Consider the following 22228-nt stretch of genomic DNA (forward strand, 5'->3'; position numbering starts at 1 on the left):
CCTCACCACAGCGGCGAGGGCCTGTCAGGCGGGGAGCAGTTGCGCGACCGCCAGGCCGATCTTGTTGATCGCCTGTTCGATCTTGCGGTTGGGCACGCCGGCAAAGTTCAGCCTGAGGCAATTGCGGTACTTGCCGGCCGCGGAAAAGATATTGCCGTTGGCGATCTGGATGTCCTCGGCTTCCAGCAGCCGGTTCAGGGTGTAGGTGTCGAACTCGTCCGGCAGTTCCACCCACAAGGTGAACCCGCCCTGGGGTTTGCTGACCCGGGTGCCTTCCGGCAGGTAGCGGCTGATCCACTCGGTCATCAGGTCGCGATGGCGCTGGTACTGTTTGCGCATCCGGCGCAGGTGCGGCAGGTAATGACCCTTGGCAATGAATTCGGCCACCGCCAGCTGCGGCTGGGTCGCGGTGGTGCCGGAGCCGACGTATTTCATGTGCAGCACTTGCGGCAGGTAACGCCCCGGGGCGATCCAGCCGATCCTCAGGCCCGGCGCCAGGGTTTTCGAGAACGAACTGCACAGCAGCACGCGCCCGTCGTCATCGAATGACTTCAGGGTGCGCGGCCGCGGGTAGCGGAACGCCAGGTCGCCATAGATATCGTCTTCGATGATCGGCACGTCGTAGCGCTGGGCCAGGCGGATCATCGCGCGCTTGCGATCGTCCGGCATGATGTAGCCCAACGGGTTGTTGCAATTGGGCGTGAGCTGGATGGCCTTGATCGGCCACTGTTCCAGGGCCATTTCCATGGCTTCCAGGCTGATCCCGGTGACCGGGTCGGTGGGAATCTCCAGGGCCTTGAGGCCGGCGGCCTTGAGCAACTGGATGATGCCGTGGAAGCAGGGGGAGGCGATGGCCACGATGTCGCCGGGTTCGCACAGCGCGCGGATGGCGATGGACAGGGCTTCCTGGCAGCCGCTGGTGACGACGATTTCCGCGGGTGTCAGGCGGCAACCGGAGTCGACGCCGAGACGGGCAATCTGCTCGCGCAAGGTCAATACGCCTTGCAGGTGGTTGTACTGCAGGCTCGGGCTGTCACTGCGCCGGCTGATCCGCGCCAGGGCGGTCAGCAGCGGCTTGAGGGTCGGCGCCGTGGTGTCGGGCATGCCGCAACCCAGCTGAATGGCATTGGCGTTCTGCTCCTGGCGCATCAATTCCTGCACCAGGTCCCACTGGGAGATATCCACAGGCCGCAACGACGGTCGTCCCATCTTCGGCAGCTCCGGCAAACGCCGGCCGGCCGGGACGAAATAGCCCGACTTGGGCTTGGGGATAGCCAGCCCCGAGCTTTCCAGGACCCGATAGGCCTGTTGCACGGTGGTGAGGCTGACGCCGTGTTCGAGGCTCAGGGCCCGAACCGAAGGCAAGCGCTCCCCCGGCCCGTATAACCCTTGCTCAATGCGGCTGCTGATGTATTCGGCGAGATTCAGGTATCGAGTCATGCGGGGGACTGTAGCGACTCATCTGTCGTATAAAAAGTTACAGATTTCACTTTTTTTGAGAATTTTTCAGGCTGAAAAGGCAATCTGTACTGAGAAAAATCATCCGGCGTGTACCTATAAGACAGTGATTGCCTTTGGGAAGATGGCCCGCATCGCGCTGTACTGGTTGTTCTTCAATACAGCTGCGGCGCAATTCAGAGTCTCCCGGGCAACGTGTAACGGGCTTTCCCCTCCAGGCTACTTTAGACGATGACTTCTCAAGGAAGAGCAGGGTAATGACGGCAAGGATCAAACTGACTCCGCAGATGGCTGAGTACGAGCAGAAGTTCACCGACGGCGGTGAGGTTCGCTGGCTTCCTTATTTGATGTATTTCCATCCTGCCGACCACCGTTCGGAGGTGGTCAATACAGATGCCTCGGGCTTCCGCTATTCGGAGCTGCTGGGCATACAGTATTCGGTGGTCAACAGCCGCCACGCCAAGAGCGTGCGGGTGCTGGCCGGCAGTTCCACAGTGTTCGGCATCGGTGCCAGTTCGGACGCCTGGACACTGCCCTCGCGCCTGGCCGAGAACGATCCGGACAGCAAGCCCTGGATCAACTTCGGCGGCCGCAGCTTCAACTCGACCCAGGAACTGACGCTCTTCACCCTTTACCGTCATTTGCTGCCCAAGGTCGACGAGATCGTGCTGTTTTCCGGGTTCAATAACCTGGGGCTGGCCCGCCAGCCACAAAGCAGCCGTGGCGAACACGGCGCTTTTTTCAACTGCAACCAGTTCTTCGACGCCATGCGTCCGGAGCCCCAGGCACCCAAGCGTGGCATGTTCCGCGCCCTGCTCGGCAAGGAACAGGAAGAGCCGGCGCCCGAGCCGCCACCGACCATGGAAGAGCAGATCGAATACGCCGCCGACCTGACCCTGCGTCACCTGGATACCTGGCGCGCGCTGGCGGCCGACATGGGCGCCAAGCTGACCTTCATTCTGCAGCCGCTGGCCGGCTGGGTCCGGGCAAAGGGTTGCGACGAGGAAGAACAGCTGTTCGCCGAGCTGGATCGCGCGGGCAGTTTCAGCGAGGTCTATGGCGACATCCTGCAGCCCAGCGTCTGCGAGGCCTATGCCGCCCGCCTGCGCGAGGGCGCCCAGAAGATGGGTGTGCGTTTCGTGAACATTACACCGCTGCTGTCCGAGGCCCTGCGGCCTGAACAGTGGTTGTTCGTCGACCGTATTCACTTCACCGACCAGGGGAATGATTTCGTCTCGAAAATCATCCTCGATGTTCTTTAAAGGAGTCTGCCATGAGTTACATCAAGAGCTTGTTCCAACGCCTCTTCGGCAAGAAGAAAAAGAAGAAGCCGGACTCTTCGATCTACCCGATGTTCTGATCTCGACACCCGATGTCATTGCTTGCCGATGACTGAGGGCCGGCAATGGATTGCCTTGGTCTCCAACCTGGATGGGAAGTAAACAGTATGTGGCGCCAGTTTTATCGATCAGTCAGCAACCCCGAGAGCTTTCTGGGGGATGTCAGTATTCGGCGCCTGATGGGCCTGGCCGCACCGGGGGAAACCGGTGCGGAGGGGCTGCCCGGGTTGCGGGTGCAGATCGAGCACTGGCGTGACGAGCAGGCCCGGGTTTACCGCGAGCTGGCCAGCCAGGCCGCGGAGCTGGGCAACCAACGGGAATTCGCCGAGGCGCTGCTGGTGCACTCGGCGCCATTGGCCTCGGTGCTGGGCTGCTGGCTGCAAGGCATGAGCGCCCCCGGGGTTTTCGAGGACAGCGCGCAGCTCAAGCTCATGGAGCTGCTGGCCCACGACGTGGGCGTCGGGCGGCCCCTGGCATCGCGCGCCGATCACTTCAAAGCGCTGTTGGTGCAGGCGGGGCTGACCGCCTATGCGGTTTCGCCGTTCGAGCTTTCCACGCTCCCCGACCTGCCTGACGAACTGTTCGAATTACCGGCATTGCTGCAAGCGGTCAGCCGCCGCAGCGATGCCTTTGGCGACACCCTGTGCGGCATCGACTATGCCTGGCGCGCCTTGGGGCTGAGCCCCTGGTGGGCGGTGCTGGATGTGCAGCAGCTGGATGTCCGCCGGCTCGACCTGAACCAACTGGATGAAAACGCGGGCGACAGCTCGGCGCTGGAAATCTCCCAGTGGGTCTGCGAGCAGGTCGCCAGCCAGGGCAACATTCGCCGCCTGCAACTGGAGGCGGGCGCCCAGTGGTTGTTCGCGGCCCTGAAGACGTTCAACGAGCGGCTGCTGACGCACTGTCGGGCGGCGGTATCGCCCGAGCGCCTGATGGGCAAGATGATCCAGCGTATGGCCCGGGCCGGCGCGGTCTATCACCAGGATTACAAGATGGAAGGCCGCAGCCTGGCGCAGTGGTTGCGTGAGGCCCAGGTCGACCCCGTGCCGCTGCTGGAAATGCTTTCGCGCAGCCGCCTGATCGTGCCCGGCAACGCCGAGAAGAGCTTGTTGGTCAACACCCTGGTCGCGCCGAACGGGCGCATGTTCCGGATTTTCAGCGAGGCTGACCTGAGCGTCATCCGCAAATGGATCGATGGCCTGTCCGGCCCGATCCAGCGCGCAGAAGCTGCCGAAGTACCCGCGCCAAGCCCTTGCAGCGTGGTGGTTCCACAGGTGCCGGGCGAGGGCACACAAGAGCAGGGCCAGTGGCCCAAGAGCCTGCGCGAGGCCTATTTCGTCTTGCAGGGCAGGGCGCTGGCGCCGCGCACCCAGGCTTTTGCCCTGGCTTATGTGACGCGCTGGCTGGAACAGTCGCGCCGTTCGCTGCAAAACTCCGAACGCACCTTGCCCGAATCCTGGAATGTCGGCGTATTGCGCGAATGGTTGCTGGACAAGCACGATCGCCACGGCCAGGAGTTCGAAGAAAGCGACCCGGCGGCCATGCCGTCGCGCGAGGAAATCGTCGACTCCACCCTGCAACTGGCGCCGCTGACCCTGATCGACGGCGCCTGGTTGCAGGGTTTCACCGACCTGACGCTGGCCTCGTCCCATGTCGGTTACGCGCTGTTCCAGACTTACTGGGACGAGCTGGGCAACGGCTCCTATGCGCTGAACCATCCGAAAATCTACCGCGACGGCCTGCGCCAGATGGGGCTGGAGCTGGCACCTACCGGTGCCCGTGAGTTCGCCGAGGATGAGCGGCTGCGTGAGGCATCGTTCCGCTTGCCGGTCTACTGGCTGTGCCTGGGCAAGCTGCCGGTGACCTTCATGCCGGAAATCCTCGGCATGAACCTGGCGATGGAGCTGTCGGGGGTAGGCGGCAGTTATCGCTCGGCCCGGCGCTTCCTCCGGCACTACGGCTTCAGCACGGCGTTCGTCGACCTGCACAACACCATCGATAACGTCACCACCGGGCATTCGGCCTGGGCGGTGGACGCCATCGATGCCTACATGCGCCAGGTCGCCGCGACGAAACCGGCGGAACTGGCAGAACACTGGCAGCGGGTCCGCGTCGGCTATGAGTCCCTGGCACCGCAGCCGGACCGCCTGACGTCCTGGTTGCAGCGCCTGGGTATCGGTTCCGCGGGCGCGGTGCTGCCCCGGAGCAAGACGCGGGGCGAGGACCAGGCGCTGTTCCATCACGAACCTATTGTCCCTGCCGCGCCGGTCGGCGTAACGGCCTGAACATCAAGGAGTGTCCATGTCTCTGGTCAACGTGCACAACGAGTGGGATCCGCTGGAAGAAATGATCGTCGGCGTCGCCCAGGGCGCCCAGGTGCCGCGCCCCGACCGTGGCCTGTTCGCCCTGGATTACAGCGAGCAGCATGACTACATCGAGGACATTCCATCCGGCCCCTATCCGCAGCAGGTGATCGAGGAAGCCAGCGAGGACCTGGACGCCTTTGCCGCCTTCCTGCGTTCCCACGGAGTCATAGTGCGGCGCCCGGACGTCACTGATCATCGTGCGGTATTCGGCACTTGCGCCTGGAAAACCGACGGTGAGTACAACTACTGCCCGCGGGATGTGCTGCTGCCCATTGGCCAGACCATCATCGAGGCGCCGATGGCGCTGCGCAGTCGCTACCTGGAACCGTTCGCCTATCGCCGGCACCTGGCCGAATACTTTGCCAGCGGCTCCAACTGGATTTCCGCGCCCAAGCCACAGTTACTGGACAGCACCTACCGGATCAACCCCAAGGACGGCTCGATCATTGCCAATGACGAGCCGATCTTCGACGCCGCCAACGTGATCCGCGTCGGCGAGGACATCCTCTATCTGGTCTCGCGCAGCGGCAACGAACTGGGGTGCCAGTGGCTGCAGCGGGTGCTGGGCGACCGTTACCGGGTGCACCCGGTGAGCGGCGTGTACGACGGCACGCACCTGGACACCACCATCACTGTGGTCCGCCCGGGGCTGGTGGTGTTGTGTCCGGAGCGGATCCGCAAGTACCAGGTGCCGGCGCTGTTCAAGAACTGGGACATCATCTGGGCGCCGGAAATGGTCGACACCGGCTATTGCTGGTCCTATCCGCGCGCGTCGATCTGGCAGGGCATGAATTTCATCATGGTCAACCCGGCGCTGGCGGTGATCAACGACCAGCAGGTGCCGCTGATTCGCGCCCTGGAAAAACACGGTATCGATGTGGCGCCGCTGAAAATGCGCCATGCCCGCAGCCTCAGTGGCGGCTTCCATTGCGTGTCGGTCGACATTCGTCGCCGCGGCACCCTTGAAGACTATCGTTGAGCGGAGCCTGGGGCATGCAGAATCTGGACTACTACGCCGTCATCCTGTTCGCGATTTCCACCTGCGTGACGCCGGGGCCGAACAACGTGATGCTGATGTCCTCCGGGGTCAACTTCGGCATCAGCCGCACCTTGCGCCACGTCGCGGGCATCAACATCGGCTTTCCACTGATGCTGATCGCGGTGGGGCTCGGTGCTGGCGCGGTGTTCCATCGTTATCCCAGCCTGCATGACATCCTGCAGGTGATCGGTGCCCTGTACATGCTGTACCTGGCTTACCGGATCGCCACGGCGCCCACGGTCGATCTCGACGACCAGGGCGGGCGTCCGCTGGGCTTCACCGGCGCCGCACTGTTCCAGTGGGTCAACCCCAAGGCCTGGATCATGGCGGTGGGCGCGGTCCTGGCCTACACCACGCCGGTCGGTTCCTACAGTGCGCAGATCCTGCTGATCGCCTTGATCTTCTTTCTCTTCGGCTCGCCCTGCTCGATGGTCTGGGTGCTGTTCGGACGTTATTTGCGGCGCTTTCTCAGCGAGCCGAACCGGCTCCGGCTGTTCAACATTTCAATGAGTGTGTTGTTGGTGGTGTCGTTGATTCCGGCATTAAAAAGCCTGCCGGTCTCAAGTTGGTTGCACGGATGACGGACTGTGCACAGACACAGGGAATTTCCATGGATTGGCATGAAGCTATGAGGATGAGCGTTTAAATGGCTACTTACGTATTAGGGATTTCGGCGTTCTATCACGACAGCGCCGCGGCGCTGGTGAAGGACGGGGTGCCAGTGGCTGCAGCCCAGGAAGAGCGCTTCACGCGGGTGCGGCACGACGCGGCGTTTCCGGCCAATGCCATCAAGTACTGCCTGGACGCCGAGGGGATCGGCCTCGATGAGCTGACTGCCGTGGTCTACTACGAAGACCCGCAGGAAAAGTTCTCGCGGATGATTTCCTCCTTCGCCAGCGGCGGCATCAGCGGCGCGCGCACCTTCATCAGTACCATGCCGGAATGGATCCGCTGGAAGCTCAACGTGCTCAAGTTCATCGACGAGAAACTCGAGGAACTGGGACGTGGTACCGGACCGCTCACCATCGCCTCGCAGCACCACCGTTCCCATGCCGCGGCGGCGTTTTTCCCGTCGCCGTTCGAGCAGGCGGCGGTGCTGTGCATCGACGGCATCGGCGAATGGCACTCGACCACGATCTGGAAGGGCGACGGTTCCAAGCTCGACCTGATGAACTCGATTTCCTATCCGCACTCGGTCGGCCTGTTCTACTCGGCGTTCACCTATTACTGCGGCTTCAAGGTCGACTCCGGCGAGTACAAGCTCATGGGCCTGGCGCCTTACGGCCGGCCGATCTATGCCGACAAGATCCGCAAGGAACTGATCAACATCCGCGCCGACGGCTCCTTCACCCTGAACATGAAGTACTTCGAGTACCTGCGTGGCGAGCGCATGGTCGGCGAGGCGTTCGAGGAACTGTTCGGCGGCCCGGTGCGCAAGCCGGAGAGCCCGATCACCCAGCGCGAATGCGACCTGGCGGCCTCGGTGCAGCAGGTGACCGAGGAAGTGGTGCTGGGACTGGCCACCGCGGCCGTGCGGCAGACCGGTTACCGCAACCTGTGCCTGGCCGGTGGCGTGGCGCTCAACTGCGTGGCCAACGGCGTGCTCAGCCGTTCCGGGCGTTTCGACGCGATCTGGATTCAGCCCGCGGCCGGCGACGCCGGTTGTGCCCTGGGGGCGGCCATGGACTATTCGGTCAAGCGCACCGGGCGTCCGCACCTGGGCAGCAAGAAACTCGACGCCATGAGCGGCAGCCTGTTGGGGCCGGGCTTTGGCGATGAAGAGATCCAGGCGTTTCTCGACGCCAACCAGTATCCGTACCGGCGTTTCCAGGGTGCCGAGCTGTATGACGAAACCGCGCGGCACCTGGCCGACGGCGCCGTGGTCGGCTGGTTCCAGGGGCGCATGGAGTTCGGCCCGCGAGCCCTGGGCGCGCGCTCGATCCTCGGCGATCCACGCAATCCCGAGATGCAGCGCACCATGAACCTGAAGATCAAGTACCGCGAATCCTTCCGGCCCTTTGCCCCGGCGGTGCTGGACGAGGACGCCCAGATCTACTTCGACATCTGCGAGAAGAGCCCTTACATGCTGATGGTTTCGCAGGTCACCGACTCGATCAAGACCGCCGAGTCGCTGCAGCCCGGCGGCCCCGAGCGGGGCCTGGGCAGCATCAACTCGATCCGTTCGCAACTGCCGGCGGTGACCCACGTCGACCTGTCGGCGCGGGTACAGACCGTGACCGAAGAGAACAACGCGCCCTTCACCCGTCTGCTGCGCAGTTTCAAGAAGCGCACCGGCTGCTCGGTGCTGGTCAACACCTCGTTCAACGTGCGCGGCGAGCCGATCGTGTGCAAGCCGGAAGAAGCCTACGCCTGCTTCATGCGCACCGAGATGGATGTGCTGGTGCTGGGCAGCTTCATTCTCGAGCGCACGACCCAGCCGGAGTTCGTCGAAGAGGTCGACTGGCGCAACGAGATCCCGCTGGACTGATCGCTCACTCACTTTTTATTCAGGAGACAAGGCCATGCTCAGGTTGCTTTCGTTGTTGATGTTCGCTGTGGTGTTGCTACCGATCGGCTGGGCGCGCCGGATATTCAATTCCTCGCGCTTCAGCCAGCGTTTCCATCAAGGCTCGACGGCGTGGGACCACCCGGAAAACACCCGTTAGGCCGCATAACTGCAAGGGCTCGGATCCATGTCAACGGTCATCTACAAGAACTTGAATGCCTCACCGATTCACGCCGTCAATGGCGCAGGGGTCTGGCTTGAGGATGCTTCGGGCAAACGCTACCTCGACACGTGCGGCGGGGTGGCCGTTTCCAGCCTGGGACATGGACACCCACGGATCGCCGCGGCCATCGAGCAGCAGGCGAAAAAACTCAGTTGGGCCCATGCCGGCAGCTTCACCACGGCCGCCGCCGAGGAGTTGGCAGACCTGCTGGTGGGGGCTTCCGGCGGGCTGGCCAAGGCGCAGTTTCTCTCCGGCGGTTCCGAGGTCATGGAGCTGGCGATGAAAATTGCCTACCAGTATCAGTGCGAGCGTGGGCTGCCGGGCAAATCGATCTTTATCTCGCGGCAGCAGAGCTACCACGGCAGCACCCTGGGAACCCTGTCGATTTCCGGCAACCTCCAGCGTCGCGGGGTCTTCGAGCCGTTGCTGGGGCCCGCCGAATTCGTCTCGCCCTGTTATGCCTATCGCCATCAGGGCACCGATGAAAGCGACGAGCAGTACGGGACTCGCCTGGCGCTGGAACTGGACGAAAAGATCAGGGCGCTGGGCAGCGACAGGGTGGCGGCGTTTTTCGCCGAGACCGTGGTCGGCTCCACCAATGGCGCGGTGCCGCCGGTGCCGGGGTACTTCCGCAAGATCAAGGCGGTGTGCGAGCGCCACGACGTGCTGCTGATCCTCGACGAGGTGATGGCCGGCATGGGCCGTACCGGCAGGTTCTTCGCCTACGAGGACGACGGCATCGTGCCGGACATGGTCGCGGTCGGCAAAGGCCTGGCGGCCGGTTACCAGCCGATCTCGGCGTTGCTGGTCAGCAGCCAGGTGCACGAGGCCATGGCGGGCAACTCCGGGGTGCTGGGCAACGGCCAGACCCACGTCAACCATCCGCTGGCCTGCGCGGTCGCGCTGGAGGTGCAGCGGGTCATCCAGGACGAGAACCTGCTGCAGGCCGTGCGCCTGCGCGGCGAGCAACTGCGTCACGGCTTGCGCGAGTGCCTGGCGCGCTTCGAGCATGTCGGCGATGTGCGCGGGCGCGGCCTGTTCGTCGGCGTGGAGTTCGTTCAGGAGCGCAATACCCGCGAGCCCTATCGCGGTGGTGGCCGTTACGCCGCGAGCCTCAAGGCGCAGGCGCTGGAACAAGGGCTGCTGATTTATCCGGGCAGCGGAACAGCGGATGGGGTCCACGGTAATCACGTGCTGTTCGCGCCGCCCTTCATCTCCAGCGAGGCGGAAATCGTCGAAATGATCGAGCGCTTCACGGCGGTAGTCGAGGCCTGCCAGCAGGGTTAGCGGGGAAGGCGGACCGGGGGTGTTTTCAAAATGTACCAACAGCCAATAGTGGAAAAGACTATGCAGACCATCGAACCATGCAAGGACAAAGTTCTATTGTCGGTGTGCACCATGGACTGGTGCGATCACGGCGTTGAATTCGCCAAGACGGTTTTTTCCAACCTGGAAGTGTTCTGTTGGGACCCGGGCGACCCCTATCCCTATCACCTGGAAGACTGGGAAGGCGACTGGATCATTTCCTACCGCGGCGACTTCATCTTCCCGCCGAGCATCTATCAGCGGGCCCGCAAGGGCGCGATCAACCTGCACCCGGCGCCACCCAAGTACCGCGGCCTGGGCAGCCAGCACTACGCGATCTACTACCAGGACGAAACCTACGGTTCGACCTGCCACCACCTGGCGCCCTCGGTGGACAGCGGCGACATCATCCATGTCGCGCGTTTCAACATCGCCCCGGCGGAAACGGCCTCGTCGCTGCGCCTGCATGTCGGCGCCTATTGCCTGCAGCAGTTCATCCACCTGTTGACCGACTACATCCTGCAAGGCCGTCCGCTGCCGGTGTCGCCCGAGCGCTGGGGCGAGCGGCTGTACAAGCAATCCGAACTCAAACCCTGGATGGAAAAGATCCGGGCCGAAGAACCCGATCATCGCTGCTTCAAGTAGCGAGGAGGGATGCCGGCCCGCGCGGGGCGGCATCCCGGTTGGTAAACCCTGCTCCCGCGACTTCTACGAGAGACCGTCAAATGTTTGATTTATCGAGCTTTGGTGCTGCTATGGCCGTTTATGTCATCGGAACCGCCAGCCCTGGCCCGGGTAACCTGGCGATTGCCAATACCTCGCTCAGCTACGGGCGTACCCCCGGGCTGGCGCTGGCGGCCGGGGTCATTTCCGGTTCGTTGTGCTGGGGCGCGATGACGGCCGCGGGCGTCTCGGCCTTGCTGATGTCCAACACCCAGGTCCTGGTCTGGCTGAAGATCCTCGGCGCCTGCTATCTGTTATGGCTGGCCTACAAATCCATCCGCGGCGCCCTGGGCTCGAGCGCGGTCAACCTCAATCGCGCCCGGGCCAGACAGAGCCGCACGCTAGGGTTCTACCTGCAAGGGCTGGGCATCCACCTGACCAACCCCAAGGCGGCCCTGACCTGGTTCACCGTGACCACCGTCGGCCTCAGTGCCACGGCGCCCTCCTGGGCCAGCTTCGTGCTGGTGGGCAGCTGCGCGGTCGCCGGCTTCGTGATTTTCTGCGCCTATGCCCTGGCCTTCTCCGCGCGTTCGGCGGAGCCGTTTTTCGTCCGCACGCGCAAGGCTTTCGGCCTGGTCTGCGGTGCGTTCTACGCAATGGTCGCCGCGGGCTTCATCGGGTCCTTGCTGTAAGTGTGGATAAGCCTCGCCCGTGGCGATCGCCGGGGCGAAAACAATGATTCAGGGCTCTGTTCGGAGCATGTACTTCTCAGGATGACTGTATGCCGTTGTCGATCGACTTGTTGTTGGCTTTCGCCTTGTTTGCCTTTGTCACCTCGGTGACCCCCGGACCGAATAACACCATGCTGCTGGCCTCGGGGGTGAATTTCGGGTTCCGGCGTACGGTGCCGCATATCCTCGGGATCAGTTCGGGGTTCCTGGTGCTGGTGCTGGCTGTCGGCCTGGGCCTGGGCGCCGTGTTCGAAGCCTACCCGGTGCTGTACAAGGTGCTGCGCTACGTCGGTGCGGCCTACCTGCTGTACCTGGCCTGGAACATCGCCCGTTCCGGGCCGGTGTCCCAGGAAGTCGACGGCAAGGGCCGGCCGCTGGGGTTCTGGGGCGCCGCGGCGTTCCAGTGGGTCAACCCCAAGGCCTGGGTCATGGCGCTGGGGGCCATCAGCACCTACACGCCGTTGCAGGGTTACTTTTTCAACGTGGTGGTGATCGCCAGCCTGTTTGCCTTGATCAACGCGCCAAGCGTCGGGGTCTGGGCCGGATTCGGCAGTGTGCTGCGCAATGTCCTGCGCGATCCGCGCTGGCTGCGCCTGTTCAACTACGGCATGGCGTTGCTGCTGGTGATTTCCTTGTTCCCGTTGCTGCAAGCCTGAGGGGCTTTCCCAGGGCGTTATGCCGCCACCCGCCGCAACCGGCGCGTGGCGGTTTTTTTACCCGCTCATAGCCCCTGGGCGACAGCCGCCACGCCGGGTTCGTGGCGAGTCAGGCGGCACCATTTGTGCCAGGTGAATTGCAGTTGCAGCAGCGCCGCCCTGGCCATTTCCCGATCCTGTTCCGGCAGTTGCGGTGCCTGCTCCAGGGCCTTGAGCAGGGCGACGGTCGGAGCGTCCAGTCGATCGGTGCGGCGTGACGCCGGTCCGCCCGACTTGAACAGCGTGGCGATGCTTTGCAGGTAGTGCCCGCGCTCGATGCCCAGGGCGCCGGTCGCGGCGCCCAGGCTGGCGCGCAATTGCAGCAGTTCGTCACCCAGGTCGAGACCGAACAGGCCGTTGTCCCAGTGCTGGCGGCGTTCCTGGGGCAGGCTTTCGGTGTAGCGCGCCAGACGGATCAGGCGGTCGGCCATGCGCCCGCCGAACCAGCTTTCGGCTTGCTCCAGCGGGCGCGAGGTGAGTTGCGCCAGGTCGAACAGCGAGGCGCGGAACATCCGCCGATAGTGATGCTCCCCGGGGTTGAGGCTGACCAGGCGGAACACCAGGACCGCGATGCCGACGCCGACCAGGGTGGCCATGGCCTTGTTGAGGAAGTTGGCCAGGTCGTAGGTCATCAGGTTGCCGGGGCCGACGTTGTTGACGAAAAAGATGCAGAACGCCGACGCGATCGGTGCCATCCGCGGCTTGCTCATGCACAGCGAGGCGCAAAACAGTGGCACCCCGAGCCCCACGCACAGCAGTGGGAAACCGTCCCAGCCGGGCAGCAAGCCAAGGCCGACGAAGCCGGCGATCGGTACCGACAGGGCGATGCCCTTGAGAAAGTCGAGGCTGGCGGCGGAAGGGTTTGCCCGGCCGGCGAACAGGCTCAGCACTACCCCGCAGATCGACACCGCGCCCAGGCCGGAGGGCCAGGCCGAGAGCACCCAGAAGCCGGCCACGGCGAGAAACGCCAGGGCGCTGCGCAGGCCGCCGAGGATGCCTTGCTCGATATCACGGTGCCAGGACAGGGCACCAGGCGCGCCATGGGGTACCCGGCCTTGCTCGACGGCTTGTAGGGTCTGCGCACTGCGTTCCAGCAGCGCCGGCACCTGAGCCAATTGCATCAGGCACAGATGGGTGTCCTGCGACAGGCTGCGGTCCTGCAGTACTGCTTGAAGGCGTGCCGACAGCTGGGCGATGTCTTCTTCTTGGCCGTGTTCCAGGGCCGTGGCCAGTTGTTCGATCAGCGGTGCCACCACGGCATTCGCCGCGCTGTCGAGCATCAGCCGCTGGCGGGCCACGCCGCGGGCGGCGCGCAACAGGCGCAGCAAGTCGCGACTGAGTACCCGCAGGGCCTGGGAGCGCCGACGGCCCTGGGGTCCTTCGAACCAGGCGTGATCGCGCTGGGCATCGACCACTACCAGCTTGCCGAGGGCTTCCAGCAGCCCCTTGCGCTGGTCCTGGCCGATCAGCTCGGAGGCCGCAGCGCGCATGCCGGCTTGCCAGGCCAGCTTGCCTTGGGTGGCCAGCGCCTGTTCGGCCCGGCGCGGCCAGAGCACGGTGCTGGCGATTGCCGCGCAGATGATGCCCAGGCTGATTTCCGAACAGCGGGCCACGGCCTGGTCGAATACCAGCAGCGGATGTGCGGTAGCGGGCAGGGCGATGATCGCCGCGGTGTAGCCGGCCAGTACGAAGCCGTAGGAAGCATGATTGCGCAGCAGCGAGGCGCCGGTGGTGCAGAAGGCCAGCCAGGACGCCATCGCCAGCAGGAACAGCAGGGGCGCCTGGCCGAACAGGCCGATCAGCAGAATCGAGGCCAGGGCTCCGCTAAAGGTGCCGAGCAGGCGGAACGCGCCCTTGGCCAGGACCATGCCGCTGCTGGGCTGGCTGACGATGAACACGGTGGTCAGGGCCCATTGCGGCTGTTCGAGGTTGAAGCGAAAGGCCAGGTACAGCGCGATGCCCCCGGCGATCATGTTCCTGATGGCGAACAGCAGGTCGTTGCGGCTGGGAGCCAGGACGGCCAGCGCGAAATCGGGGATTCGCAGGGTGGGGGTTTTCATTGGCAAGGCACATAGATAGCTAGCTAATGATTAGCATGGTATCGACTTGCCTGGGTAATTCCAATGGGGATTTTTCCGCTTCTGGCGAAGATGCGGGAGCTGAGAGGGGCAAGGGCGGAGAACAGGGCCCTGCGCGGATGGCAGGGCCCTGGAGGGATCACTCGGCGATTTGCAGCTTGCGCGACTCGGTGTAGACGTAGCGGACTTTCTCGTACTCGAACGGCGAGTCCAGCTGGCCATAGCGGAAGCTGGTCTGATAGCGCTTGTCGATACTGCGCAGGACCCAGAGCTCCGGGTGGTTCGAGCTGACCTCGGAAACGTTGAGGAAGTTGATCGCCGATTCGGTGGTGTAGTCCACGGCCAGCCCGGCGGTATCGCGAAGGTTCGAGGGCCCGAGGATCGGCAGGACGAAATAGGCGCCGCCCGGCACGCCGTAGAAGCCCAGGGTCTGGCCGAAGTCTTCGCTCTGGCGTGGCAGGCCCATGCGGGTGGCCGGGTCCCAGAGACCGCCGATGCCGATGGTGGTGTTGACCAGCAGGCGGGCGGTGGTGTTCAGCGAGCGCTGGCCCTTGAACTGCAGCAGGCTGTTGACCAGGTTCGGTACGTCGCCCAGGTTGTTGAAGAAGTTGCTCACACCGGTGCGCAGGAAGCTCGGGGTGATGTAGCGGTAACCGTCGACCACCGGCAGGAACACCCACTGATCGAAGCGGTAGTTGAAGTGGTACACCCGGCGGTTCCACGACTCCAGCGGGTCGTAGACGTTCAGCGCGTTGAGGGTCGAGCGCTCGAACTCGCGCTGGTCCAGGCCCGGGTTGAACTTGAGTCGCTTGAGCGGTTGGGTGAAACCGTCCCCGTCTGCCGCCACGGGTGTCTCGGTCTTGCCGTCGTCGGCATTGGCATAGCCTGCGCAGAACAACGCAGCGATGAGCAGGAGATGTTTAGCCACGGAAGAACTCCAGCATGGCGTCGCTGTTGACGCGGTAGTTGAGGTTGCCGCAATGGCCGCCATGGGGGTAGACCGTCAGCCGGTCGCCAAAGGTCTTGCGCAGGAACCCCAGGTCGCCGGGGCCGAGGATCACGTCGTCGGCGTTGTGCATCACGGCGATTTTCGGGCTGTCGCGCAAGTAATCCTTGAGTGCGTACAGGCTCACCTGGTCGATCAGTTGCAGCACGCTGCCACCGTCGGTACGGGCGCGCCACATCGGGATGACCTGCTCGGTGAGGTAACAGTCGAAGTCGCACTGCAGGGCGCGCTTGAGGAAGGGCGTGAGGCTGGTGCCTTCGCTGATCGGGTACTTGGGCGGGGTGATCAGGCCGCGGCGGTTGATCAGGTCCGAAGTGAACGCGATGTCGGCGGCGGAGAAGCGGAACGAGGTGCCGATCAGCATCGCCATCTGCTCGTTGCTCAGGTGCTGCTTGGACTGCTGGAAGTCGTAGAGCAGGGCATCGTTGAGATCGATATAGCCCTTCTGCTGGAAGTAGCGGGTCAGCTTGTTCAGCACCAGTTCGTAGAAGGTGGTGGTGTTATTGATGCCCTTGACCTCGGTCTGCACCAGCTTGTCGAGGTTGGTGATGGAGGTATAGAGGTTGACCGGCGGGTTGAGCAGCAGGACTTTCTTGAAGTTGAAGCTGCGCCGGGTTTCGTCCAGCTTGCTGACGAAGGCCGCATCCAGGGCGCCGAGGCTGTAGCCGGTGAGGTAGAAGTCGGTGACCGGCAGTTTCGGGTTCTGCGCGCGTACCGCCTGCATCACGCGATACATGTCTTCGGCGTCTTCCTTGGTCACGCCGGGGGTGGCGAACCGCGAGGCGGCGCTGATGAAGTCGAAGCTGGTGGGCGAGGACAGCTGCACCACGTGGTAGCCGGCCTGGTAATAGAGTTTCTTCAGGTATTCGTTGAGGCTGCTGTCATAGCGCGCGCCAGTGCCGGCGATAAGGAAGATCAGCGGTGCGGCATGGTCCTGCTCGGCGATGCGGTAGGTGAGCTTTTTCACTGCCCAGAAGTTGTCCGGCAGGATGAACTCGCGCTCGGGGCGCAAGGTCAGGCTGCGGTCGGACTGATTGATATCGTCGTCACTCGGCAGCTTCGGACGCAGGTCCGGCGGAGTGGTGGCAATGGTCGCCTCGAACGGATTGGTCAAGGGGTAGCCATAGCTGGCGGCGTCGATGTCGACCGCCATTGCGGACGCACTCGAAATAAGGCCGCCAAACAGGGCAGCGAAGCGCAAGGAACGGAGCATGACTAAATCCCTTAGAGGAAGGTGCCGAGTGAAGTTCGCAGGCTATGACCACCGGGTTGCTGCCGAAGTGCCATGGCACGGTACAAAAAACGATCAAGGCAGGGCAAAGCCGGATCGGCGGTAATAGTAGCCAGACGATACACTTTGCCGCTGTTTGCTCAACAGTTATCTGTGCAACACGCTTGCTTACCGCCCCCGGGCGATTATGCTGGGCGCCGTTTTCGTTTATCGGAGTGCTTCATGTCCCGCCGTCTTCCCGTGATTCTGCTGCTTGTTGTCCTGCCGTTGTGGCTGGCCGCCAGTTATGGCGTGCGCTACGGCTTCATGGAGGACGCTCGATGGGTCGGCGTCTGCGTCGACGAGGCCAGCCGCTGGGAGTGCCAGGCGCGTTCCAGCCTGGGGCTGCTGATCCACTTCAAGGTCATGGGCTGGGCGGCGCTGGCGGCGGCCCTGATCGCCTTCGTGGTGCCCGGCCGTTCCGGCTGGGGCCTGGCGGTGCTGGCGCTGCTGTTCGGTTTTCCGGCGCTGGCGCTCTACAACACCAGCCTGGCGGTGTTTGCCATCGTGATCGGCGCCTTGCGGTTGGTGCGGGCGCCTCGCACGGTGGTGTAGGCGCGAAGCTTGCTCGCGATGAACGATGAGGCGGTGCTGCCATCGCAGGCAAGTCTCGCTTCTACGGGCCTCAGGCTTTGCGAGCCCGCAAGCTGCGCCACAGGGCGGCGACCATCAGCACGCTGACCAGGGCCCAGCCCCAGGCTTGCTGGTTTTCCAGGCCTTCGCGATACAGCTGAGGGGCGATGCCGGCGCCGACGATAAAGGTCAGCAGGGCGATTTCGCGACGCGGCACCCGCACCGGGCGGCACAGGTAGACCAGGGCCGGCAGTAGCAGGGCGGCGCTGGGGAAGCTGCGATAACGTGGGTCGAACACCAGTTCCAGCATCATCACCGCAGCGGCGAAACCGGCGGCGGCAAGCAGCCAGCCGGCACGTTTTTCCAGGCTGTCGAAAGCGCGTTGGCGCCAGCCGGTGCGGGTGCTCAAGCTCAGTGCCGCGTGGGCCAGCACCAGCAGGTTCAGGGCCAGCAGCAGGCCCGCCCAGAACCATTCCCCGGCAAAGCGGCTGGTGACCCGCGCCAGTTCGCCCCAGGCGCCGATGGAGCAGGCGGCGAGGGCTCCGAGCAAGGGCAGGACCAAAGCCGCGCGAGTGCCGCGGACCCGGCCTCCGAGGGTCAGGGTGGCGAGGAAGATCACTCCGCCCACGCCCAGCCACACTGGCCAGTAAGGCAGGTTCGATACCGGCCCGGCGAGCACGCCCTTGTCCTGGCGATCGGCATCGAACAGCCCCCAGTAACCGCCGACCGCGCCTTCGCTGGCGCGTTTCCATGGCTGGTCGAAGGCCTCGATCAGGTTGTAATGCCAGCCATTCTGTTCGGCCATGACCACAAAACCACGGATGAACTTGGCTTCGTTGACCCGGCTCGGCAGGGCGGTTTCGCGCTGGCGGCCTTCGCTGGGCCAGCCGGTTTCGCCGATCATCACGTCCTTGGGCGCGAACTTGTTGCCGAACACTTGGCGCACCTGGGCCACATGGTTCAGCGCGGCGTCGATGTTGGACGGATCGTCTTCCCAGTAGGGCAGCAGGTGGATGGTCAGGAAATCCACCGCTGGCGCGATTTCCGGGTGCTTGAGCCAGAACTCCCAGACATCCGCGTAGGTGACCGGTTGCTTGACGTGAGCCTTGACCTTGTTGATCAGCCTGGCCAGTTGCGGGCCGGTGACTTCCTTGCGCAGCAGGGCCTCGTTGCCGACGATCACCGAGCTCACCACATCCGGGTTGGCATTGGCCGAGGCGATCAGCAGGTCGACCTCTTTTTCGGTGTCCACCGGGTTGCTGTTGACCCAGGCGCCGATCATCAGCTTCAGGCCATGCTTGCGCGCCAGGTCCGGCAGGGCTTCGAGGCCGGTCATGGAATAGGTGCGGATGCACTCGAAGCGTGTTGCCAGCAACGCCAGGTCGGCGTCCATGCGCTCCGGGCGCAACTTGAACGGCTGGTCGAAGGGCGACTGGTCCTTGTCGAACGGGGTGTAGGACGCGCATTGCAGTTTGTGACTGGCGCTGGCGACATCCGGCAGCACCACCGGTTGGCCGAGGCCGTACCAGAAACCGCAGAGCGCGAAGACTCCCAGCAGGCAGGCGAATAGATAGGGCAGGAGCGGGAAGCGGGCAATCGAGGGCATGGTCAGGCCGTCAGGAAACAAAGCCGGGCATCTTACCCGGATTTGCCACTGCCCAGGTGGCCTGCATGATTTTGACATGCAAAGTTCGGGCGGGATTGGGCGACTGTTTTTGGCACGCCCCGATTACTGGCCAACGGGTGTCGTTGCTGAATGTTTTGAGGTCGTAGTCAGAGCAGGTCGCCTTTGGCGTCGGGTTGATGATCGACGCGTCAGGGCTCTCATAGGGCAATCGCGCTGATGTTCGAGCAAGTTGGTGGGGCGTGATGAGGGCGCTGTGCACCATAACAACAGGTTGACGCGGCTCGGCACCTGTCGGGCGCAGTACTTTCGGGGAAGTAACGATGAAGATGCGACGACTCTTAGGCGCGGGTGCCGGTCTGGTACTTGCGATCAGTTCCACCCTGGCCAGCGCCGACAGCAAAACCCTGAGCATCGGCTATGTCGACGGTTGGTCGGACAGTGTGGCGACCACGTATGTAGCGTCTGAGGTGATCAAGCAGAAGCTCGGTTATGACGTGAAGTTGCAGGCCGTCGCAACCGGGATCATGTGGCAGGGCGTGGCCACCGGCAAACTGGATGCGATGCTGTCGGCCTGGCTGCCGGTGACCCACGGCGAGTACTGGACCAAGAACAAGGACAAGGTGGTCGACTACGGCCCCAACTTCAAGGACGCGAAAATCGGCCTGATCGTTCCGGAGTACGTCAAGCCCAAGAGCATCGCCGACCTGAAGGACGACACCACCTTCAAGAACAAGATCGTCGGTATCGATGCCGGCTCGGGCGTGATGCTCAAGACCGACCAGGCCATCAAGGACTACGGGCTGGACTACAAGCTGCAAGCCAGTTCGGGCGCGGCGATGATTGCCGAGCTGACCCGTGCCGAAGAGAAGAAGGACTCCATCGCGGTCACCGGCTGGGTGCCGCACTGGATGTTCGCCAAGTGGAAGCTGCGCTTCCTCGACGATCCGAAGGGTGTTTACGGTGCCGCCGAAACCGTCAACAGCATCGGCAGCAAAGACCTGGAGAAGAAGGCGCCGGAGGTTGCGGCCTTCCTGAAGAAGTTCCAGTGGGCCTCCAAGGATGAAATCGGCGAGGTGATGCTGGCGATTCAAGAGGGCGCCAAGCCGGAAGCCGCGGCCAAGGACTGGGTCGCCAAGCACCCTGAGCGCGTCGCCGAATGGACCGCTAACTGACCGGGAAGCGTCTAGCTCGCAGGTCTCGAGGCCGCCGGGTGTTCACACCCGGCGGCCTTTCGTTTTGCCCGGCACAAAAGTGCCTGCCAGGGGGACTGTCGTTCTAATACTAAGGTCGTCTGGAACCGGCTCCAGAGCTGCATAGAGTGGACTACGTTCCAACTAAAATCTGTGCTGCGAGGATAAAAACAATGAACGACAGCATTTACCTCTCGATTCAAAACAGCTCGCGTTTCAAGGAGCTGGTCAGCAAGCGAGAACGATTCGCCTGGATACTGTCGGCGATCATGCTCGGGCTTTATTCGGGCTTCATCCTGCTGATTGCCTACGGACCCCATGTGCTGGGAGCAAAACTCAGTCCTGAATCATCGATCACCTGGGGCATTCCCATTGGTGTCGGGTTGATTGTCGCGGCCTTTGTCCTGACCGGTATCTACGTGCGGCGCGCCAATGGCGAATTCGACGACCTGAACAATGCGATTCTCAAGGAGGCCCAGCAATGATCCGGCGTCTATTGGCTTTTTTTAGCCTCGTGGCCTTTGCTCCAGGTCTCTGGGCAGCCGACGCCCTGACCGGCGAAGTGCATAAGCAACCCCTCAATGTCTCTGCGATCATCATGTTCGTGCTGTTCGTCGGGGCCACCCTGTGCATCACCTACTGGGCCTCCAAGCGCAACAAGTCGGCGGCCGACTACTATGCCGCGGGCGGCAAGATCACCGGTTTCCAGAACGGCCTGGCGATTGCCGGTGACTACATGTCGGCGGCGTCCTTCCTGGGTATTTCCGCCCTGGTGTTCACCTCCGGCTATGACGGGCTGATCTATTCGATTGGCTTCCTGGTGGGCTGGCCGATCATTCTGTTCCTGATCGCCGAGCGCCTGCGCAACCTGGGCAAGTACACCTTTGCCGACGTGGCGTCCTATCGCCTTGGGCAGACCCAGATCCGCTCGCTGTCGGCCTGCGGCTCGCTGGTGGTGGTGGCGTTCTACCTGATCGCGCAAATGGTCGGTGCCGGCAAGCTGATCCAGCTGCTGTTCGGCCTCGATTACCATGTGGCGGTGATCCTGGTGGGTATCCTGATGGTGCTGTACGTGCTGTTCGGCGGCATGCTGGCGACCACCTGGGTGCAGATCATCAAGGCGGTCCTGCTGCTGTCCGGCGCCTCGTTCATGGCGCTGATGGTCATGAAGCATGTCAACTTCGACTTCAACATGCTGTTCTCCGAAGCCACCAAGGTTCACCCCAAAGGTGAAGCGATCATGAGCCCGGGCGGCCTGGTGAAGGATCCGATCTCGGCGTTCTCCCTCGGCCTGGCGCTGATGTTCGGTACCGCGGGCCTGCCGCACATCCTGATGCGCTTCTTCACCGTGAGCGACGCCAAGGAAGCGCGCAAGAGCGTGCTGTATGCCACCGGCTTCATTGGCTACTTCTACATCCTGACCTTCATCATCGGTTTTGGCGCGATCCTCTTGGTCAGCACCAACCCGGTGTTCAAGGATGCGGCGGGCGCTCTGCTCGGCGGCAACAACATGGCGGCGGTGCACCTGGCCAATGCCGTGGGCGGCAGCGTGTTCCTCGGCTTCATCTCGGCGGTGGCCTTCGCCACTATCCTGGCGGTGGTGGCTGGCCTGACCCTGGCCGGGGCCTCGGCGGTTTCCCACGACCTGTACGCCAGCGTGATCAAGAAAGGCAAGGCCAACGAGAAGGATGAAATCCGCGTCTCGAAGATCACCACCGTGTGCCTGGGTGTGCTGGCGATTGCCCTGGGCATTCTGTTCGAGAGCCAGAACATCGCGTTCATGGTCGGCCTGGCGTTCTCCATCGCGGCCAGCTGCAACTTCCCGGTACTGCTGCTTTCCATGTACTGGAAGAAACTCACCACCCGCGGCGCCATGGTTGGCGGCTGGCTGGGCCTGGTCAGTGCCGTTGGCCTGATGATCCTCGGCCCGACCATCTGGGTGCAGATCATGGGGCATGAAAAAGCCATCTTCCCTTACGAGTACCCGGCGCTGTTCTCGATGATCATTGCCTTTATCGGGATCTGGTTCTTCTCCATCACCGACAAGTCCACTGCGGCTGACAATGAGCGGGCGCTGTTCTTCCCGCAATTCGTGCGCTCGCAGACCGGCCTGGGAGCCAGCGGCGCGGTATCGCACTAAGGCGCTTGTGTATCGGCT

General features: G+C 63.3%; 19 protein-coding genes. 14 read left to right on the forward strand and 5 right to left on the reverse strand.

The genetic code is table 11. The annotated features are described in order from the left end of the window. Positions 1–24 precede the first annotated feature (24 nt). The gene (locus tag IF690_RS09245; protein ID WP_202699840.1) at positions 25–1440 is read right to left on the reverse strand and encodes an aminotransferase-like domain-containing protein; all 1416 of its coding nucleotides are present in this window, start codon (positions 1438–1440) and stop codon (positions 25–27) included. A gap of 275 nt (positions 1441–1715) precedes the next feature. Between IF690_RS09245 and IF690_RS09250 the strand changes: the two genes are divergently transcribed. The 10 genes from IF690_RS09250 to IF690_RS09295 all read left to right on the forward strand — a co-directional run bounded on the left by IF690_RS09250 (position 1716) and on the right by IF690_RS09295 (position 12287). After that, complete coding sequence (locus tag IF690_RS09250) at positions 1716–2720, forward strand: SGNH/GDSL hydrolase family protein (RefSeq protein WP_202699841.1); 1005 nt, start codon at positions 1716–1718, stop codon at positions 2718–2720. A 185-nt stretch (positions 2721–2905) separates the two neighbouring features. After that, entirely contained in the window at positions 2906–5083 is a 2178-nt protein-coding gene (locus IF690_RS09255) for an iron-containing redox enzyme family protein (protein ID WP_202699842.1), read from the forward strand. Positions 5084–5099: 16 nt separating this feature from the next. Continuing rightward, the gene (locus IF690_RS09260) at positions 5100–6143 is read left to right on the forward strand and encodes an inosamine-phosphate amidinotransferase 1 (RefSeq protein WP_202699843.1); all 1044 of its coding nucleotides are present in this window, start codon (positions 5100–5102) and stop codon (positions 6141–6143) included. A gap of 14 nt (positions 6144–6157) precedes the next feature. Further along, entirely contained in the window at positions 6158–6784 is a 627-nt protein-coding gene (locus IF690_RS09265) for a LysE family translocator (protein WP_009047754.1), read from the forward strand. A gap of 65 nt (positions 6785–6849) precedes the next feature. After that, entirely contained in the window at positions 6850–8691 is a 1842-nt protein-coding gene (locus IF690_RS09270; RefSeq protein ID WP_202699844.1) for a carbamoyltransferase family protein, read from the forward strand. A gap of 34 nt (positions 8692–8725) precedes the next feature. After that, positions 8726–8869: a hypothetical protein gene (locus tag IF690_RS09275; RefSeq protein WP_007931463.1), complete on the forward strand. Its 144-nt coding sequence runs from the start codon at positions 8726–8728 to the stop codon at positions 8867–8869. A 27-nt stretch (positions 8870–8896) separates the two neighbouring features. Further along, complete coding sequence (locus tag IF690_RS09280; protein WP_202699845.1) at positions 8897–10219, forward strand: aspartate aminotransferase family protein; 1323 nt, start codon at positions 8897–8899, stop codon at positions 10217–10219. 60 nt (positions 10220–10279) lie between these two features. After that, on the forward strand, positions 10280–10882 hold the full coding sequence (locus tag IF690_RS09285; protein ID WP_007931465.1) for a formyltransferase family protein: 603 nt from the start codon (positions 10280–10282) through the stop codon (positions 10880–10882). Between the two features lie 80 nt (positions 10883–10962). Beyond that, complete coding sequence (locus IF690_RS09290; RefSeq protein ID WP_202699846.1) at positions 10963–11592, forward strand: LysE family translocator; 630 nt, start codon at positions 10963–10965, stop codon at positions 11590–11592. Positions 11593–11681: 89 nt separating this feature from the next. After that, complete coding sequence (locus IF690_RS09295) at positions 11682–12287, forward strand: LysE family translocator (protein WP_009042782.1); 606 nt, start codon at positions 11682–11684, stop codon at positions 12285–12287. Positions 12288–12352: 65 nt separating this feature from the next. Here IF690_RS09295 and IF690_RS09300 read toward each other — a convergent pair whose 3' ends face one another. The 3 genes from IF690_RS09300 to mlaY all read right to left on the reverse strand — a co-directional run bounded on the left by IF690_RS09300 (position 12353) and on the right by mlaY (position 16623). Beyond that, complete coding sequence (locus IF690_RS09300) at positions 12353–14386, reverse strand: FUSC family protein (protein WP_202699847.1); 2034 nt, start codon at positions 14384–14386, stop codon at positions 12353–12355. A 157-nt stretch (positions 14387–14543) separates the two neighbouring features. Beyond that, complete coding sequence (locus IF690_RS09305; RefSeq protein ID WP_202699848.1) at positions 14544–15332, reverse strand: MlaA family lipoprotein; 789 nt, start codon at positions 15330–15332, stop codon at positions 14544–14546. Beyond that, on the reverse strand, positions 15325–16623 hold the full coding sequence (gene mlaY, locus IF690_RS09310; RefSeq protein WP_202699849.1) for a lipid asymmetry maintenance lipase MlaY: 1299 nt from the start codon (positions 16621–16623) through the stop codon (positions 15325–15327). Before mlaY ends, IF690_RS09305 begins: the two co-directional genes overlap by 8 nt. A 240-nt stretch (positions 16624–16863) precedes the next feature. Here mlaY and IF690_RS09315 point away from each other — a divergent pair, with 240 nt between their 5' ends. Next, positions 16864–17235 (forward strand): hypothetical protein, encoded by a 372-nt coding sequence (locus tag IF690_RS09315; protein ID WP_202699850.1) that lies wholly within the window; start codon positions 16864–16866, stop codon positions 17233–17235. Between the two features lie 70 nt (positions 17236–17305). On the opposite strand, the gene IF690_RS09320 is transcribed toward IF690_RS09315, so the two are convergent. Further along, a complete protein-coding gene (locus tag IF690_RS09320; RefSeq protein WP_202699851.1) occupies positions 17306–18859 on the reverse strand; it encodes a glycoside hydrolase family 17 protein in 1554 nt (517 codons plus the stop codon). Between the two features lie 341 nt (positions 18860–19200). Here IF690_RS09320 and IF690_RS09325 point away from each other — a divergent pair, with 341 nt between their 5' ends. The 3 genes from IF690_RS09325 (at position 19201) to IF690_RS09335 (ending at position 22210) form a co-directional block, all read left to right on the forward strand. Continuing rightward, the gene (locus IF690_RS09325; RefSeq protein WP_202699852.1) at positions 19201–20052 is read left to right on the forward strand and encodes a glycine betaine ABC transporter substrate-binding protein; all 852 of its coding nucleotides are present in this window, start codon (positions 19201–19203) and stop codon (positions 20050–20052) included. A 191-nt stretch (positions 20053–20243) separates the two neighbouring features. After that, entirely contained in the window at positions 20244–20555 is a 312-nt protein-coding gene (locus tag IF690_RS09330; RefSeq protein ID WP_009042787.1) for a DUF485 domain-containing protein, read from the forward strand. Then, the gene (locus IF690_RS09335) at positions 20552–22210 is read left to right on the forward strand and encodes a cation acetate symporter (RefSeq protein ID WP_202699853.1); all 1659 of its coding nucleotides are present in this window, start codon (positions 20552–20554) and stop codon (positions 22208–22210) included. The genes IF690_RS09330 and IF690_RS09335 overlap by 4 nt, the downstream gene beginning before the upstream one ends. Positions 22211–22228: the final 18 nt, after the last annotated feature.

This window comes from Pseudomonas sp. SK3(2021) (assembly GCF_016772375.1).
Classification (GTDB): domain Bacteria; phylum Pseudomonadota; class Gammaproteobacteria; order Pseudomonadales; family Pseudomonadaceae; genus Aquipseudomonas; species Aquipseudomonas chlororaphis_I.